At 40.5% G+C, this 18605-nt stretch carries 15 protein-coding genes; 11 read left to right on the forward strand and 4 right to left on the reverse strand.

Annotated elements, in window-relative coordinates; all coding sequences use genetic code 11:
- The 4 genes from HMPREF9074_RS03310 to uvrC all read left to right on the forward strand — a co-directional run bounded on the left by HMPREF9074_RS03310 (position 1) and on the right by uvrC (position 8997).
- A complete protein-coding gene (locus HMPREF9074_RS03310; RefSeq protein WP_009390520.1) occupies positions 1–1134 on the forward strand; it encodes a hypothetical protein in 1134 nt (377 codons plus the stop codon).
- A gap of 226 nt (positions 1135–1360) precedes the next feature.
- Positions 1361–5602: an alpha-glucan family phosphorylase gene (glgP, locus tag HMPREF9074_RS03315; RefSeq protein ID WP_009390518.1), complete on the forward strand. Its 4242-nt coding sequence runs from the start codon at positions 1361–1363 to the stop codon at positions 5600–5602.
- Between the two features lie 152 nt (positions 5603–5754).
- Entirely contained in the window at positions 5755–7119 is a 1365-nt protein-coding gene (locus HMPREF9074_RS03320) for an OmpA family protein (protein ID WP_009390516.1), read from the forward strand.
- A 96-nt stretch (positions 7120–7215) separates the two neighbouring features.
- Positions 7216–8997, forward strand: coding sequence for an excinuclease ABC subunit UvrC (gene uvrC, locus HMPREF9074_RS03325; protein ID WP_009390513.1), 1782 nt, complete (start codon positions 7216–7218; stop codon positions 8995–8997).
- Here uvrC and HMPREF9074_RS03330 read toward each other — a convergent pair.
- Complete coding sequence (locus HMPREF9074_RS03330) at positions 8994–9488, reverse strand: dihydrofolate reductase (protein ID WP_009390512.1); 495 nt, start codon at positions 9486–9488, stop codon at positions 8994–8996. The genes uvrC and HMPREF9074_RS03330 overlap by 4 nt on opposite strands.
- Positions 9485–9892 (reverse strand): 2TM domain-containing protein, encoded by a 408-nt coding sequence (locus HMPREF9074_RS03335; RefSeq protein WP_009390510.1) that lies wholly within the window; start codon positions 9890–9892, stop codon positions 9485–9487. Before HMPREF9074_RS03335 ends, HMPREF9074_RS03330 begins: the two co-directional genes overlap by 4 nt.
- 92 nt (positions 9893–9984) lie before the next feature.
- Between HMPREF9074_RS03335 and HMPREF9074_RS03340 the strand changes: the two genes are divergently transcribed.
- The 6 genes from HMPREF9074_RS03340 (at position 9985) to HMPREF9074_RS03365 (ending at position 15387) form a co-directional block, all read left to right on the forward strand.
- Complete coding sequence (locus HMPREF9074_RS03340) at positions 9985–11304, forward strand: methyltransferase domain-containing protein (protein ID WP_034539687.1); 1320 nt, start codon at positions 9985–9987, stop codon at positions 11302–11304.
- 12 nt (positions 11305–11316) lie between these two features.
- Positions 11317–12258, forward strand: a complete 942-nt coding sequence (locus tag HMPREF9074_RS03345) for an SIMPL domain-containing protein (protein WP_009390508.1) — start codon at positions 11317–11319, stop codon at positions 12256–12258.
- A gap of 30 nt (positions 12259–12288) precedes the next feature.
- Positions 12289–13233 carry a hypothetical protein gene (locus HMPREF9074_RS03350; RefSeq protein WP_009390505.1) on the forward strand — a complete coding sequence of 315 codons (945 nt, stop codon included), beginning with the start codon at positions 12289–12291 and terminating at the stop codon, positions 13231–13233.
- Positions 13234–13240: 7 nt separating this feature from the next.
- Positions 13241–13714, forward strand: a complete 474-nt coding sequence (locus HMPREF9074_RS03355) for a hypothetical protein (protein ID WP_009390502.1) — start codon at positions 13241–13243, stop codon at positions 13712–13714.
- Positions 13715–13781: 67 nt separating this feature from the next.
- Positions 13782–14393 (forward strand): DUF6088 family protein, encoded by a 612-nt coding sequence (locus HMPREF9074_RS03360; RefSeq protein WP_009390500.1) that lies wholly within the window; start codon positions 13782–13784, stop codon positions 14391–14393.
- Complete coding sequence (locus HMPREF9074_RS03365) at positions 14380–15387, forward strand: nucleotidyl transferase AbiEii/AbiGii toxin family protein (RefSeq protein WP_009390499.1); 1008 nt, start codon at positions 14380–14382, stop codon at positions 15385–15387. The genes HMPREF9074_RS03360 and HMPREF9074_RS03365 overlap by 14 nt, the downstream gene beginning before the upstream one ends.
- Positions 15388–15454: 67 nt before the next feature.
- Here the strand turns inward: HMPREF9074_RS03365 and HMPREF9074_RS03370 are convergent, their stop codons facing one another.
- Complete coding sequence (locus HMPREF9074_RS03370; RefSeq protein ID WP_009390495.1) at positions 15455–17029, reverse strand: Na+/H+ antiporter; 1575 nt, start codon at positions 17027–17029, stop codon at positions 15455–15457.
- Positions 17030–17126: 97 nt separating this feature from the next.
- On the opposite strand from HMPREF9074_RS03370, the gene HMPREF9074_RS03375 reads away from it, so the two are divergent.
- Positions 17127–17762 (forward strand): NAD(P)H-binding protein, encoded by a 636-nt coding sequence (locus HMPREF9074_RS03375; protein ID WP_009390493.1) that lies wholly within the window; start codon positions 17127–17129, stop codon positions 17760–17762.
- Between the two features lie 123 nt (positions 17763–17885).
- Here the strand turns inward: HMPREF9074_RS03375 and HMPREF9074_RS12630 are convergent.
- The coding region (locus HMPREF9074_RS12630) for an ATP-binding domain-containing protein (RefSeq protein WP_034539674.1) at positions 17886–18605 on the reverse strand (720 nt) is incomplete at its 5' end.

An 18605-nucleotide genomic window follows, 5' to 3' on the forward strand; every position in this document is an offset into this window, starting at 1 on the left:
ATGAAACCCTTACAACTTCTATGTATGTTCCTCATTGTAGCTTTTGGGGGCATCACCGCACAAGATTTTAAGGACAAAATCGCCCAAACTAAACGCAGTATCGACTCTATTGTTACTGCTGAAAAAGCCCAGCTAAAAGAGCGGCTACGTACTATTGAGTATCGGTTAGACCGCAAAGAAATAACCGAAATTGAAAGCCGAGACCTAAAGAGAGAGGCTTCAAAAGAGGCTGCTGAAGCTATTAGAATTAAGACCCGTGAGCAGTCAGAAAAACTCTCAGCTTTATTGCATCAGCGTATAGCCGAAAAACACTTGAGCGACAGTATCACCTATAAAAAAGAGATGCAAAAGGTTATTGACTCTGTTGATATAGAAAGCCGTCCTACGAAAACTGAAAGAACGGAGGTATATGTTGATAGGAACTATGTTCATATTGGCCATAACGGTATTTATATAGGTCAGGTGCCCTATAGGGAAGAGGACTATTACGAGTCCGACTACAAGCGTACTCAAGGAGGAGGCTACTTTGCTCTCGCCTTTCATAACCTTAATAGTAGCGAGCATTTTAGCAATAATCACTTTAGGCTATGGGGGTCAAAATCAGTAGAGATAGGCTATATTCGCAACACCCGTCTGCTTAAGAACAACAATCTGTTGCACCTTAACTACGGACTGTCGTGGATGATGGACAAACTCAAAATGAAAGAAGATGAGCACTTCGTGAAAAACGGCAATATCACCGAGATAGTGCCTTACCCTAAGGAGACCATCAAATCAAAATTTAAAACGATGTACCTTATCTTGCCTATCAGCCTTGAATTTGATTTTACTGAGCCTGTTCAATACAAAGGCAAGACCTACTATCCAGCTCAGATGGGCTTTCACGCAGGAGTGGGTGCTTATGTAGGAGCACTGCTCGCTACCAAACAGAAAGTAAAATACACCGAAAACGGCAGTACCCACAAGGATATGAACCGCAAGTACTATAACGTAAACGAATGGACATATGGTGTATCAGCCAATATAGGCTACGGCTGGTTTTCCTTTTACGCCCGCTACAGTCTGGTACCCCTATTCACTAACAACCCTATAAACGAATATCCTTTCTCTGTAGGAATAAGATTAGGACATTAATACTCTAAATAAAAAAGGCGAGAGATGAAATACAAAATTCATCTCTCGCCTTTTTTATAGGGAGAAAACGTTACTATATCTTAGTATAAACGACCGCTAATTTTAAAAAAAATAAAAAATATTCTTTATCGTTTGTTAATTATTAATTATTTTGTACCTTTGTCGCAAAATTACAACAATTATTATCCTACCACTGAGAAACTAACGTAATAAACGGTAATATAATATGAGCATCACAAAGAAACTAAATCCTGACTATGTATTTGAAACCAGTTGGGAAGTTTGTAATAAAGTGGGGGGCATTCATACAGTCATTGCCACCAAAGCAGCCAGCATTGTAAAGCAATTCAGGAGTAAATATATACTTATAGGTCCTGATATTTGGCAGCATAATGAAAACAAGGAATTTGTAGAAAATCCTGAACTTTTTAAATCTTGGCGAGCTAAAGCCGCTTCTGAAGGCTTGAGAGTACGTGTGGGGAATTGGAAAATAGAAGGTAACCCTATCGTTATACTTGTAGATTTCTCTCACTATGTTAGCAGCAAAAATGATGTGCTGCGTTTTTATTGGGACACCTATCACTTAGACTCTTTCAATAGCCCTTGGGACTATGTAGAGTCGGTGCTTTTCGGTTATGCCGTAGGGAAGGTAATTGAGAGCTTTACCAAGTTTAACACCGCTTCGCGCGAAAATGTAATTTGCCATTTCCATGAGTGGATGACAGGTAGCGGTCTGCTATATATAGAAGAGAGAATGCCTAAGATAGGTTCGGTATTTACTACCCACGCTACTGTAGTAGGGCGTGCTATTGCTGGTAACGGACTGCCGCTCTACAATACAATGAAGGACTACAATCCTGAAGAAATGGCATACAAATTCGGTGTGCAACACAAACATTTCCTCGAAAAAGAAACCGCCAAAGTAGCTGACTGTTTTACTACCGTTAGTGAAATCACTGCACAAGAAGCGTTACACTTCTTAGCGCGCCAAACCGACATCATCACTCCTAACGGTTTTGAAGATAAGATTATACCTGCTGAAAAAACTTTTGCTAAAAAACGCTCTGACGCGAGAAAAACGCTGATAAACGTAGCACAAGCACTTACCAATCAGCCTATTAGCGAAGATACTAAAATAGTAGCTATCAGCGGAAGATATGAGTTTCGCAACAAAGGTATCGATGCCTTTATCGATGCACTCGGGGCACTAAACCGAAATGCTAAAAACAAGAAAGAATTAGTAGCTTATATACTAATCCCTACAGCCCACGATGCTCCTAATCAGGGCTTGCTAAACAACCTAAAAAATCCCAAACAATCGGCTGATAATGAGCAGAAACACCTCACCCACATCTTGCCTGATGTGTACCACGATGTAATAATGAAGCGCATTTATGAGCAAGAGCTTTTCAACCGCAAAGAAGACAAGGTGAAGGTTATTTTCTGTCCGAGCTATCTTAATGGTAACGACGGTGTGTTTAACCTTAGCTATTACGACCTACTCATAGGGCTTGACGGCACTGCATTCCCATCGTACTACGAGCCTTGGGGCTATACACCACTTGAAAGTTTAGCGTTTAAAGTGCCTACCATTACCACTACTTTGGCAGGATTTGGCAAGTGGGTGAATGATTTTTACCCTGAAAAACAAAAAGCTATAGAAGTAGTAACGCGCACTGATAGCAACTATGGCGATGTAGTAGCTTCTATAGTGAAAAACTTTGTTACCCTATTAGATAGTAAAGAAGAAGACCTAAAAGCCCGCCGCGATACTGCTGCAAAAGTATCGGAGATAGCTTTGTGGAAGAATTTAGTGAAGTATTATATTAAATGTTACGAATTGACCTTGGAACATATAGAAGATAGAGTAGAAAAACTGCCACCTGTAGAAACAGAAGGAGTGGCCTATTTAGAAAAATCAAAAGTAGTAACGCCCCCTAATTGGCGCAGTGTAATTATACACCGTGCTATACCCGAAGCCCTTCAACCATTAGAAGAGTTATCTAAAAACCTATGGTGGTGCTGGAATGATGAGGCTTACGAAGTGTTTAAATACGTAGACAAAGAAAAATGGATAGAGGTACGCAAAAACCCTATTGCACTGTTAGACAGTATCTCGCTAAAACGCTATAAAGAGTTAGAGCAAGACAATGTGTTTATGCGCAATCTATCAAAAGTATATGCTGATTTCCAAGCCTATATGGCTAAAAAAGCTGAAATGATTTCGCCATCAGTTTCTTACTTCAGTATGGAATACGGCTTGCACTCATCGCTTAAAATTTATTCAGGCGGTTTGGGTATTTTGGCTGGTGACTATCTGAAAGAAGCGAGTGATAAGGCTACCAAAATAACAGGGGTGGGACTTTTATACCGCTATGGTTATTTCACCCAAAAACTATCATCAGCAGGTAACCAAGAAGCTGATTATGAGGCACAAGACTTTTCGAAAATACCAGTAAGCCCCGTAACTGACGAAACAGGCAAATGGGTAATCGTATCAATAGACCTACCAGGTCGTACTCTTTACGCCCGCGTATGGCGTGTAGATGTAGGGCGCATAGAGCTCTATCTACTTGATACCGACTTTGAAAACAACCGCGAAGACGACCGCTCAATCACTCACCACTTATATGGTGGCGACTGGGAAAATCGTCTGAAACAAGAGATGTTACTCGGTTTAGGAGGTATTAAGATGTTGCGCAAACTCGGTATAGACAGCGATATTTACCACTGCAACGAAGGGCACGCAGCCTTTATAGGTCTTGAGCGCCTAAGCGAGTATATTCAGAATGACAATCTTGCTTTCTCAGAAGCGTTAGAGGTAGTACGTGCCTCATCGCTCTTTACTACTCACACCCCAGTACCTGCAGGTCACGATGCTTTTGAAGAAGGTCTGTTGCACGCTTATTTAGCAAAATACGCTGATAAGCTACACGTTAACTGGGAGCAAATCTTAGCCCTTGGTAAGATAAGGTTAGAAGATCCGTATGAGAAATTCTCGATGAGTAACTTGGCGGCTAACCTATCGCAAGAGGTGAATGGTGTGAGCTGGCTACACGGCGAGGTGAGCAAGGATATACTTAAAGACCTATGGCCTGGCTATATGCCTGAAGAGCTACACATTAGCTACGTGACTAACGGGGTACACCAACCTACTTGGACGGCAGGGCTGTGGAAAGAAGTAGAAAACGAAGTATTTGGCAAGGACTACAAAACTCACCACTATGACCCTAAGAGTTTTGAAGGTATCTATAAGGTGTCTGACCAACGTGTGTGGGAAATAAAAACCGCTTTGCGTTCAAAACTATTGCGCCGCGTAGAACAAAAATTGCGTTTAGAAAAGAATACACCTTATTTCTCACCACGCCAATTGGTAGAAATTAAAGAAAACCTACGCGAAGATATCTTAACTATAGGTTTTGCAAGACGTTTTGCTACCTACAAACGCGCCCACTTGCTCTTTACTAATATAGAGCGTTTAGACCGCATCGTGAACAATCCTGACCGCCCTGTACAGTTTATCTTTGCAGGTAAAGCACACCCTGCCGATAAAGCGGGGCAAGATTTGATAAAAAATATCGTGGAAATCTCTAAGCTACCGCAATTCTTAGGCAAAATCATCTTCATACCTAACTACGATATGGAGTTGGCACGCCATATGGTACAAGGGGTAGACGTATGGATGAACACCCCTACACGACCTTTAGAAGCCTCTGGAACCAGTGGCGAAAAGGCAGCGATGAACGGTACTATGCACTTTAGCGTGTTAGATGGTTGGTGGGTAGAAGGCTATCGCGAAGATGCCGGCTGGGCACTGCCAATGGAGCGCGCTTACGAAAATCAACAGTATCAAGACGAGATGGACGCTGAAATGATTTACAACATCATTGAAGACGAAATTGCGCCTATATTCTACGATAAGAACAAAGATGGCATATCATCTCGTTGGTGTGCCCTTATCAAGAATACGATAGCCAAAGTAGCGGTAAACTTTACCACTACACGTATGCTTACCGACTACGAAAACCAATATTATTTCCCAATGACTGAGCGCGTTACTAAGCTAAAAGATAATCGTTTCAATCTAGCGATACAGCTTTCTGATTGGAAACGCCGCGTAACTCAAGAATGGGATAATATAAAAGTAGTTGACTTTAAAGTGCCTAACCGCAATGAGCAAATCATCTCGATAGGTAAGACTTACAAAGGAGAGATAACCTTAGACGTTTCAGAACTCGACCCTAAAGATGTAGGGGTAGAGGTAGTAGTAGCAGAACAGAAAGATGAAAAGATAAAAGTATTATCAACATCAGAGTTCAATTTGGTGTCTCACGAGGGCAGCAGGGCTACTTATCAGATAGAAATAGCATCAGAATACCCAGGAGCATTGCATCTTGCGATACGCATTTTCCCTAAAAATGAGCACTTGCCACATCGTCAAGACTTTGCTTTAGTAAAATGGTTATAATGTTAAATTATTGATTGTTAGTATTTTATGAGTATTGTTTTCTTATGGAATGTTAAATTTCACAAAAAAAATGCTTGTAAAATACTAACATATTAAAATAATACTTATATTTGCAGCAAATTTTTAAATAGTAATCAAATTCATTTTTAAGTATGAAGAAAATCAAAGTAACTTTATTTGCTTTAGCTGCTGCTTTCTCAGTAGGGGCTCAAGCACAAGATGAAAACAATCCTTGGCAAATAGGATTTGGAGTAAACTCCGTTGATATCCGTACTCCTAAAGATTTTGGGGATGTATTAAAAGACTGGGCAGGACCAAGCGATTTGAACATTCTTCCTGCAGTATCGCGTCTTTCAGTAGGTAGATACATCGGAAAGGGCTTTTCTGCAGAACTTTCAGGGTCTCTAAACAAAATTGAGAAAGGTTATGGTTATAACAAAGACCTTGATAACAAAGTAGATCAGTCATTCTGGGCTGTAAACTTAGCAGCTCAATACCACTTGAACACTTTGTGGAGTGGTGCAAGATGGTTTGACCCATACGCTCAAGTAGGGGGAGGTTATGCAGCTATCGACAACGAAGGTAAATTCCGTACTTTAGTAGGTGCTGGTGCTAACTTCTGGTTTACTGATAATATCGGTCTTAACCTACAAACTGCTTATCACCCAACAATGAAGTCTGAGTCAACAGAAAACTATTTCCAACACGCTTTGGGAATCACTATCAAATTTGGTAAACAAGACCGCGATAACGATGGTGTAGCTGATAAAGACGATAAATGTCCAGATGTAGCTGGTAAACCAGAACTTAACGGATGTCCAGATGCTGACGGTGACGGAATTACTGATGCTGAAGACTCTTGCCCAGATGTGTTCGGTCTTAAAGAATTCAACGGTTGCCCTGATACAGATGGTGACGGTATCGCTGATAAAGACGATGAGTGCCCTGAAGTAGCTGGTAAACCAGAACTTAAAGGTTGCCCAGATGCTGATAACGATGGTATCGCTGATAAAGACGATAAATGCCCACAACAAGCAGGTCCTAAAGAAAATAACGGTTGCCCTTGGCCAGATAGAGATGGTGATGGTGTACTTGACAAAGATGACGAATGTCCAGAAGAAGCTGGGCCAGCTTCTAACAAAGGTTGTCCTGAAGTGACTCAAGAAGTACAAACTCAATTGAATAGCTTTGCAAAAACTATCCTATTTGATGTTGGTAAATCTACTATCCGTCCTGAGTCTGCTACTGTATTGAATAATATCGTTAACGTATTGAATAAATACAAAAACTCTAAATTCTCAGTAGAAGGTTATACCGATACCTCTGGTAACAAGGATAAAAATCAAAGACTTTCTGAAGATAGAGCTTACTCAGTTAAGGCTTACTTAGTAGACAAAGGTATTAATCCTGCTCGTCTTTCTGCTAAAGGTTTCGGCCCTGAAAAACCTATCGCTTCTAACAAAACTAAGAAAGGTAGAGAACTTAATCGCCGCGTTGAAATCAACTTGGTAAAATAATTTGTATCAATCTTTTTACTCCAATAAAATAAAAGACGCTGCTAATGGCAGCGTCTTTTTTAATTATTAATTATTCATTAAATTGTAAGCTGTTAATTGTCTATTGAATTACAACTCCAGACCCTACCAACCTCCCCCGGTATTTATCAGTTCTACGATGATACCGATATACTTATCTATGTAGGTAAGGCTATCAATCTAAAAAAAAGAGTATCGTCATACTTTCAGAAGACACACGACAATGCCAAGACTCGAGTATTGGTAAAGAAAATAGTGCGCATAGAACACATAGTAGTAGCTACTGAAAGCGATGCGTTGCTATTAGAGAATAACCTTATTAAGAAATATCAACCTCGCTATAATGTGTTGCTTAAAGACGATAAGAGCTACCCGTGGATATGTGTGAAGAAAGAACGATTTCCGAGAGTGTTTTCCACTCGCCGAATTGTTAAAGATGGTTCTCTCTATTTTGGTCCTTATACGAGTATGAAAACCGTTCACACTCTTTTAGATTTGATAAAAGAGCTCTTTCCATTGCGCAACTGTACTTACGACTTATCTCCTCAAAATATTGCCAATCACAAGTTTAAGGTATGCTTAGAATACCATTTAAAAAACTGTAAAGGGCCTTGCGAAGGGCTACAGACAGAAGAGGACTACAATAACAATATTCAGCAGATAGTAGAGATACTCAAAGGAAATTTTAAAGAAGCCCTTACCCGATTTAAAGAAGAGATGAATGTGTTGGCTACAGAGATGCGCTTTGAAGAAGCACACCTTATCAAGCAAAAGATTACTTCTCTTGAAAACTATCAGGCAAAATCGACTATAGTCAGCAGTAAGATTAGCAATGTAGATGTGTTTTCTATTGTTTCAGATGAAGAATATGGCTATGTGAACTTTTTGCAGGTAGCATATGGGGCTATCGTGAGGGCTCATACCCTCGAAATTAAGAAAAAGTTAGAGGAGACGGATAGAGAGTTATTAGAATATGCTATTATAGACATCAGAGAGCGCTTTTATTCTACTTCTAAAGAGATTATTACGCCTTTTGAAGTAACCCTTTCAGAAGGACTGCAGCTTACTATCCCCAAAGCAGGTGAGAAAAAACAGCTATTAGAGCTATCGGTGCGCAATGCTAAACACTTCAGACAAGAACGCTTCAAACAAGAGAAAATAGTAGACCCAGAGCGCCATACCAATCGTATTCTTACCCAAATGCAGCGCGACCTGCACCTATCAGTGCCACCGGTGCATATAGAGTGTTTTGACAACTCTAATATACAAGGTACCAATCCGGTTTCGGCTTGTGTAGTATTCAAAAATGCTAAGCCGAGTAAGAAAGATTACCGTCATTTCAATGTAAAAACAGTAGAAGGACCTAATGACTTTGCTTCTATGGAAGAGGCTGTCTATCGCCGTTATAGGCGTTTGCTTGATGAAGGGCAGTCTCTGCCGCAGCTCATCATCATTGATGGGGGCAAAGGGCAACTATCATCAGCTCTCAAAGCCCTTGAACAGTTAGAATTAAGGGGTAAAATAGCGATTATCGGTATTGCTAAACGATTAGAAGAAATCTACTTCCCAGAAGATAGTGTACCGCTGTATTTAGACAAGCGGTCAGAAACACTGCGCGTAATTCAGCAGCTACGCGATGAGGCGCACCGCTTTGGTATTACTTTTCACCGCCAAAAACGCAGCAAATCGGCTATAGTGTCAGAATTAGACAGTATAGAGGGAATAGGAGAAAAGACGCAAAAACTACTGCTACAGCACTTTAAGTCAGTGAAGCGCATACAAGAAGCCTCATTAGAAGATCTCACCAAAGTAATAGGTCACAGAGCCAAAAAAGTATACGAACACTTCTCTAATGGCTAATTATCAACTTTAATGTATCGTTCAAAAGTGAAGGGGTATAGGTGCTTTTCGTCAGCAGCTACGTGTTCCTTACTTACTAAAGTAAAGTGGGTAGGAGGAATAGGAGGAAAGAAGACGTCAGCTTCAGCAAAAGTGTGATGTACGCGGGTCAGCTCGATAGCATCAGCCAAGGGGAGGGCTTGTGCGTAGATTTCGCCCCCCCCAATGATATAAGGGCAAGGGTCTATTAGCAAAGCCTCGCGGATAGCTTCCTGTAGAGAGCCTACTATTATTACCCCCTCGGGGGTGTAATCTCTTTGGCGGGTGATAACTATGTGGGTGCGTTGGGGCAGCAGCTTCGGGAAAGTCTCGAAAGTCTTGCGCCCCATAATAATACAATGCCCCGTAGTAAGGTTTTTGAAATGTTTGAAGTCTTTAGGCAAATGCCATAGTAGGTTGCTGCCCTTGCCGATAGCATTGTCATCAGCGGCAGCAGCTATTAGGGTAATCATACGGTGCGGGTGTTAGAAGTGTCGGCAGCGTCTAATTCTTTTTTAGCTTGCTCTTTCTGCAATTCAAATTCTCTTTCTACAGCTGCTTCCATTTTTATAAGTTTCTTCTGTTGGGCAGCAATAAGCTGTTCGCGTTGTTTCTCTTGCCATTTTTTTCCTAGAAAACGATTGAAGACAAACACATTCATAGCGTGCCACAACCATAAAAAAAGCCAGATAAGAGAGAGCCACAAGTACCAGTTGTACTCCACTCCGTAATCTAAGATTTTATTAGCAACAAAAAAGAAAACGCATCCTAATACAAACACGAAAAAGTGAATGTATAAGAGGCGTTTTTGTTTTAGGTAAGTTTCAGCATTTTTAAACAATTCGTATTGTTCGGGTGTCAATTGAGTATTAGACATTTGTGTTAATTTTAAAATTTGCCGCAAAAATAAAAAAAATATATTATCTTTGCAAATACGAAACACTAAATGTAAAAAAAACAGAGAGACAGATGATTATACAGATACATTCTCAGAATCCGCAGCTATTAGACGTGCTAAACAAAAATCCAGAAACTGACTTTGGTATCTATGCCAAAGCCTTGCGCAATGGTCAGTTAGTGGGCAATGCGGTAAGCGCTCATCAGTATGATGTGGTTTTTCAGGATACCCGTTATAGCTATCTGCCCGAGGAAAGCAACCAAATTGACTTTCAGAGCTACTGTTCTCCCTTAGTGATATTGCACTGCTGCAATGAGTTTTTCAAAGACCAATTGCAAGAGAAAGAAGCCTATTTTCAGCAATCAATAAAATGGTTAGGGCAGCCGCGCAAAGAGGTAGATACAATGCCCTGCACTATAGAGGTTAAAAATCTGTATATCAATTCGTCTTGGTATAAAAATGGTGAATTCTTATTGGCTCGTTACTTCAAAAATTGCCATATCACTCCCCTTATTGGCAACAATGTAGCCCTTAAGGTCGAGGGTAAGACTATTTTTGAAGCTATTAACCTACTCAGTTTTATAGCTGTGATTACCCATATCACTAATGAGTACGGCGAATACACTTATATAGACGACTCATTTGCGCAGAAATACGCTCGTATCCTCACTAATATAGACGATGTGCCGTATTTTGTATTCTACTTATTTATTAAGCGTGCTGTGAAGAGCGAACGCCAATTAAGTGAGATAAAAGGGGCGTTTGAAGCCTATTTCAGCACTAAAGGGCTTAATATCGACTTCCAGTTTACCGATACTCACGGCAGCCGTATGGCGTTTGTTATTAATGAATTTGGTTTTGAAACCCCTGTATTAGATATTGGTTGTGGCGAACTCAAATATTACCGCCGCTTTATGCGCAAGAATTACAACTATAAGCAGCCGTATTTTGCTACAGATATAGACCCTGAGGTAGCGGCATACGTTCAAACGCTTAGAGAGAAGATGGAGGCTGATAACCTCGTATTCCTAAAGAGCTTAGACGATTTTGCCTATACTAAACCGGTGAATATACTGCTGACGGAGGTAATAGAACACAATACCCCCGAAGAGGCGAAAGCCTTAGTAACGCGCTGCTTGCAAATACCTTTCCACAAAATGATTATCACCACCCCTGATAGCCGCTTCAATGTACATTACTTTGAAGACCCCGACAGCGCTTTGCGGCATTCAGACCACCATTTTGAGTGGGACGATACCCAATTCAGGGCTTTCATCAGCGAAGTAACAGCTGCCTTTCCGCAATACCAAGTGCGCTACGAAGGGATAGGCGACCGTATAAACGGCGTATGCCCAACTCAAGCCGCTGTAATAGAAAATGTCAAATCATAAAACCCCTATATTATGCTTAAATCTCTTTTTTTAACCGCTGCCGTAGTGTGCTCTTCTTTTGCCTTTTCTCAAGCCTCAGGCAATGTAAATTATAAAGACAGAAGCCGTAATAGCTGGAATAATGATGATACTACTATTGATTTTCCTCTTAATTACGAAATGGTAGTAACAGCCAAAGGTTTGGCGAATGTAAAAGCCGATGCCTTTGTGGCTATTTTTAGTGTAGTGCAAGTAGGCAAAACTGCTGAAGAAGCTACGCAACTGATGAACCAGCGCCTTTCGTCTGCTCTATCGGCTCTTAAAGCTAAAAACTTTGAAACTTTTGTAGATATGATTTCGTTCGTGCCTATGTACGAATACGAAACTGAGAAAAAAGTGTTTAGCAAGCGTACTTACAACGAACTGCCCGTAGGCTTCGAACTCAAACAAAATCTTCATATCAAAATAAAAGAAGCTTCTCAGCTGAATGAACTCATCATCTTGCTCTCTAACAGCGAGATTTACGATTTGGTGCGAATGGATTACTACGCCAGCAATCTTGAGGCGGTAAAAAAAGAACTGATGACCAAAGTAAAAGCTGCTTTTACCGAAAAACAAAAGCTTTATGAAACCACCCTTGGCGAGAGCTTTGCCACTGCTGAAAAGAAAATAACCGATGGCTTTGCACAGACATCACCCTCTCAGCAATACAAGAGCTACGAAGCCTATAACAGCGCTTCATTGCAAGGCAAACGCGCAGGCAATATACTGCAAGCTAATAAATCTACAACGCAGTACTACCAGCCTATCGCTGATAAAGATTTTGATGTAGTGCTTAACCCTATCATCGTAGAGCCTGTTATACAACTCATTTACGAGATGAAGATGAGTATCAATCGTACTGAAAAAAACAAGAACAAAGAAGTGATGTTCTTAACACCTGCCGGCGAACTTAAAAAAATAAATCTTCCTTAAAATATTAAAGTAAAAACGTATTAAATAGTTATGAAAAACAGCTTAAAACTCCTTTGTTTGTTCCTCCTATTGCTTTGCGTAGGGTGTGCTTCTCCTAAGAAAATTATAGCCCCTGAGGATTATTGCGTTCCTCCCGCATATACCATAACTTCGGATAAAGAAGCGCCTATCGAAATAGATGCTGAAGAATTTGCATTGAATAAGACGCTTTTTAAAGGAAAGTTATCTGACAGAAACATTCTTATCGCATACGCTTCTCATATTGATAAACCTTTGTTGGCACTAATAGCCTTAGACGACAACCCTTCTAGTGAAGCCCAACAAAAGCGCAACACGCTGCAATTAGAAATCCATAGTAAGATTACAGCTATTTTCTCGCAGATGAATGCCGTAACTGCAGAATTAGATTGCGAAGAAGAACGGATAGACCAAATAGCGACTACCATTAGCAACCTCAATGATAAAAATATCAGCAGGCTTACGGTTGCTTCCATTCTTATTGGGGCTGCCGTTTCGGTAGCAGGAGCTTATATAGCAGACGATGGCTGGGATAAAGGTATTGCTGCAGGAGGAGGTGTGATCGGCGCAGGACTGAGTTTCCTCACCCTTAATCCAAAAGGGAAAAAGGTAATGCTAAAACACCCGCGCAACTTGTTGCGCTGCTTTATGACCGAAAAGAATAATGGCGAGTTTCCTCCTTTTGTGTGGTATATGATTAACGAACACCGCTTTACCAATTCAGGAGAAGGTTCTATTTTGCAGCATATGCAGCAAAGGTGGGTAAAGAATCTTTTTGATAATGACAAAGAAAAGGCTCTAAAAGCAGTGCTTTTCAGCGATGGGGGTATCTATTATGCAGGCGATTTGCATACCCGTGCCGAGATGTTCGACCAAATGCAGTCGGTAATACATTCACTCCATCAAAATATAGACTTTTTTATACAAGAAGTTAATATACTGATGCTAAAAAAATAACAGCTTGATGAGAAAACTTTTTTTACTTCTATTGATAGGGGCTACACTTCCTGCTGTAGCCCAAACTTCTAAAGAGCTTCTATTCGTAATAGACGCTAGTTACCTCAAACAAGGGTCTACCTATGGGCAATTAGGCTTGCATTTCAATTGCTATGATAGCTATAATATAGCACTATCAGCGGGTATTGCTGGTAACTTCCGCTCAGAGAACAAACAACTTATCGCTATCCCCGAAGCACAACTCTCGGCTTGGATAAGAGCAGATAATGAGCGTGGAGGCTTTGTTGATATTCCAGTCTTATTATTGCGCCCCCAGCTCAATTTTTCGCCTTACTACTTCGCCCCTGAAGCGGGTATACAAATCCTCATACTCTATGTAAAAGCAGGTTACGCTTTCCCTTGGGGCAAAACAAATGATAACTACCCTTTTCAGACGGGAAAATTCCGTTTTTCAGTAGGAATAAGTATACCGATAAAATAAAAGAAAGAAAAACTTGTTTTGTCGCAAAAAAAGTGTATTTTTGCGACAAAACAATAGCTTATATAGTATGGAAAGTACTGATGATAAAATACTTAGAAAGTTGTCAAAATGCGGAAGGGGAAATATATTTTTTCCTACTGATTTTGTCTCCTTAGCAGAAATGAAAACCATACTCAAATCATTAGAACGGCTTACCCATATAGGCAAGCTCATTCGTATAGCTCGTGGTATTTATTATTATCCTAAGTACGATAAAACTTTAGGCTTAGGGCTGCTTTATCCTTCTTATGAGCAGATTGCTCAAAGTATTGCCAAGCGTGATAAAACTCGTATTGCTCCTGCAGGTGCCTATGCGATGAATATACTGGGGCTAACCACACAAGTACCAATGAATATAGTGTTTATGACCGATGGTACTGCTCGCAAAATTCAGCTGTTTGACGGACGTCAGCTCAGCTTTAAACACACCACCCCTAAAAACCTTTCTTTTCAGAATAAAACAGCCCAACTAATAGTTTTTGCCTTGAAAGAGATAGGAACACCACATATTACACAAGAACATATTGAAGCCTTAAAAAAAGTACTCTTGAATATTCCAGAAAGTAAAATATCTGTAGATTATAAACTGATGCCCTCTTGGATAAGAACCCTTATAAAGCAACTATATGAATTACTTTAACCTCACACCAGAACAACAGAAAACGGTGATTACCCAAACCGCTGCACGTGTAGGACTCCCTATGCAAGCTGTAGAAAAAGATTTATGGGTAACAACTCTTTTACAGCTTTTATTTACATTGCCTTTTGCAAGCCAACTTCTTTTCAAAGGAGGTACTTCTCTTAGTAAATCTTATGGGTTAATTCATCGTTTTTCAGAGGATATAGATTTGGTCATTGACCGCAACTATTTTGGTTATAAGGGAGATTTGACGAAGAAACAAATCAAACAACTTAGGAAACAATCATCTTTGTTTGTTGAAAAAGACTTTACTATAGCACTCAAACAAGCTATAGAAAATTTCGGATTACAGAAGTATTGTACTATTGTAGCGCAACCTAATGGAGAAGGCGACAGCACCTATCCTGAACCCAGAAAAATAGAAGTCTTTTACCAATCATTATTTGCTAATATAGGCTATTTACAGCCAAAGGTAGTTTTAGAAGTGGGTACTCGTTCGCTTTTTGAACCTACAGAGCCTACACAAGTTAAGAGCTTAATAACCTCTACTTTTCAACAAATTGAAACAGATATAGTTTCTGTAATTATTACAACAGCCTCTCCTGCTAAGACTTTTTTAGAAAAAGCCTTTCTATTACACGAATTATTTACTACTCACAAAGGAGATAAGGCAGAGAGAAAATCACGACACTTGTATGATTTAGAGAAAATGATGGACGAACTTTTTGCGATAGAAGCTATCAGTAACAATGAATTGTGGGAGACTATTACGCACCATAGAAAACTCTTTACTAGTGTTTTAGGAGTAGATTATACGCCTGATATACGAAAAAGAATACAATTAATACCTCCCTCTAATGTAGTAGCTATATGGGAAAAAGACTATCGAGAAATGCAGGATTCAATGATATATGGAAATTCATTGCCTTTTAATACACTTTTAGAGAGAATACATATTTTACAGAATAGATTTCATAATATAGCAAACTTATGACCCTACAACAGCACTTTGCTAAAGATATTCCACTACGAAACATCTATCTTATTCGCCCCCTATAATATTAATTAACTTCCCATTTTTCTTCTTCTAAGTTCAACTGTCGGTGGAAATTGCGTATTTGCTCCTCATCAATACGTGGGTTCTTATTCAGTTGGTGCAATATTTCCCGCTGATGATGCAAAATAGCAATGTATTTCTTTCGCTCTTCAGGAGTAGTATTGCTCTTCGACAAATCGAGTTGGTATTGCCATATATCTTTCTGATTCTGTAATAGAAGACTATCGTTTATTCCTTCTTTGTAATGCTTTTGCATATAATCTAAAGCCGCTTGCGCTAATGATTTACGAATAAGACTTTCGGCTTCAGCTTCAGGAATATGGTCTTCATAATCAGGGAATTTAGCCCATCGGATAAGCGCTGGCAAACTAAGTCCTTGTGCCAGTAGGGTTGCCAATATCACTATAAAAGTAATGTAGAGAATCAGGCTGCGATGCGGAAAAGGCTCACCGTTCTCTAAAGTTAGAGGAATAGAAAGGGCTACCGCTAGTGAAAGCACCCCGCGCATTCCTGCCCAACCAAGTACCAAAGGTAACCGAAAGCCAAGGTTCCGCCTGTCGGCTACTGTGATAAAGTGTTTCATTACTTGAGTAATGAGTAAAGCCCCGTATGACGATAGCAGTCGTACCCCTACTACTACCCCTGTGATGAGCAACCCATAATTTGTAGCTGTAGCAAGACTCATACCTTCGGCTTCTATACTCTCGAGTACATCAGGCAAAGCAAGACCTATCAGCATAAAGGCAAGACCATTGAGTACAAAGCCTAAAATATCCCATACCGCTACCGCTTTGTTGTATGTAGAGGCAGCAAGAATACTAGTAATGTGGAACGACATATACATACCCCCAGCCACTACTGCCAACACTCCCGACACTCCCATTTCGTTAGCTACAATATACATTATATAAGGAGCAATAAAGGTAAGGATAATATCCATATTAGCATCGGTAGGGAAAAATTTGTTTAGCTTGCGCATCACCCACGCTACTGCCAAGCCTATAAGCGTTCCGCCAATAACTACCCAAAGGAAATTTAGCGCTATATCCGTCCATACCAGCTGACCGGTAGTTACTACCAAAGCCGCAAACCTAAACACAATCAGGGATGAAGCATCGTTCAGCAAACTTTCACTTTCTATGATGGTTGAAATGCGTTTGGGTACCTTTACAAACTTCATTATCGTTGAAGCACTCACCGCATCGGTAGAGCCTATCACGCCCCCTAAAAGAAATCCTAAAGCCAATGAAAACCCAGGGAATACCATATTGGCTACCCACGCCACCGCAGCAGCCGTAATAAAAACTACAATAAAGGCAAAGCTAAAGATAATGCGGCGCCACTTCCACATCTCTTTCAGTGATAGCGAAAAAACATCGGCATACAGAAGAGGCGGTAAGAAAATGATGAGTACCAAATCAGGATTCAGTGTAATGGTTGGGACATTGGGAATAAAGCTAATTGCCAATCCTCCTAACACCAAAAGAATAGGGTACGCTACCTTGAGCCGGTTTGCAAACATTATCAGTAGCATAATAGCCACCATCAAAAGTAATAAGTAAGGGAAATATTGTACCATAGTTTATAAGTTATGAGGCGGCAAAAATAGTAAAAAATACTTTTTAATCATAATTGATGACTATTTTTTATATCTTTGCACTAATAAATCAATTATTATGAAAGCACTTATCATCGGCGCTACGGGCGCTACCGGAAAAGATTTATTGTCGCAACTTTTAGCTGACGACACTTATGCTGAAGTACATTGCTTTGTGCGTAAACCCTTAGCCCTCACCCACCCCAAGCTACACGCTCACGTGGTTGATTTTGATACCCCTGAGGCGTGGGCAGATTTGCTGCACGGCGATGTGGCTTTTTCTTGCTTGGGAACTACCTTAGCCGTGGCAGGTAGCAAAGATGCTCAATGGCGGGTGGATTATGACTATCAGTACGCTTTTGCTGAGCATTGCAAGAATAACGGAGTACCTACCTTCGTATTGGTGTCGGCAGCTGGAGCTAAGGCGCAATCTAAACTGTTCTACAACCGTATGAAAGGGGCTTTAGAAGAGGCAGTTAAAAAACTTAACTTTCCGCGCTTGCTTATCTTTCAACCCTCTATACTCATTCGCTCTAACAACGATAGGGGAGGGGAAAATTCTACTGTGAAAGCAATTAATTTCCTTAATAAATTAGGATTATTTAGACGTTATCGCCCTATGCCTACGGCTGTCTTAGCCGCAAGAATGCAGCACGAGGTAGGTGTGGCAACTAAGGGCATACATACTTTTACCCTCGATAAAATATTTTTCTGATTTTAGGGCGATTAGTAGATGATTGTACTTCGGTAAATTTCTGCTTTTCCTATAGTCTTCCTATATCCTTTCTATATCGTTTGTATAGGGTAGGTGGCTTTAGAAAAAAAATCTATGAAAAGGCTAATCGGATGAGGTGTCTATAAAATCATCATCGCTAAAACCTACTAAATAAGCCTTGCGTTTAGCGCGGGTCAGCGCAGTGTAAAGCCAGCGGTAATAACTCTCATCAATTACATAATCAGGGGGGAGGTAAGGTTTTTCTATAAAGACAATATCCCATTGCCCCCCCTGACTTTTATGGCAGGTTAGAGCATAGGCAAACTTCACCTGTAAAGCGTTGTAATAAGGGTTTTGCTTCAGTTGCTGGTACTGCTGATGGGTAGAGGGAGCCTCGGCGTATTCGCTTAGCACCTCCTCATACAGCGATTGGCTTTGGGCAGGACTAAGGGCAGCCGAGTCAGAAGTGAGGGTGTCGAGCAGGACAACCGTATCAAAAGGCGGTTGGTCGGGGTAGTCGATGAGCTGAGCGGTAATCTCGGCAAAACGAAATCCGTAGTTTTCGTAAAAACCGAGTATCTCTACTACCTCTATAGTGTCGCCGTTGGCAATAAAACTGATTTTAGGGTTGTCTTTGCACCAAAAATAATTGTTTTTAACTACCATTAGCAGGTCGCCAACCTCTATTTCGTCTTCAGCCTCTAGGATAACGCGTCGCACTTGTTGATTCCAATCCACAGCGCGCTTATTAGCGCGCACTATAATAGTCGTTTCATCAGAACCATAATTATCATAAGCCTCGATAAGGGCTTCTTGTATTTCCTCGCCATTGTAGAGGCGTAT

This window comes from Capnocytophaga sp. oral taxon 329 str. F0087 (assembly GCF_000213295.2).
Classification (GTDB): domain Bacteria; phylum Bacteroidota; class Bacteroidia; order Flavobacteriales; family Flavobacteriaceae; genus Capnocytophaga; species Capnocytophaga leadbetteri_A.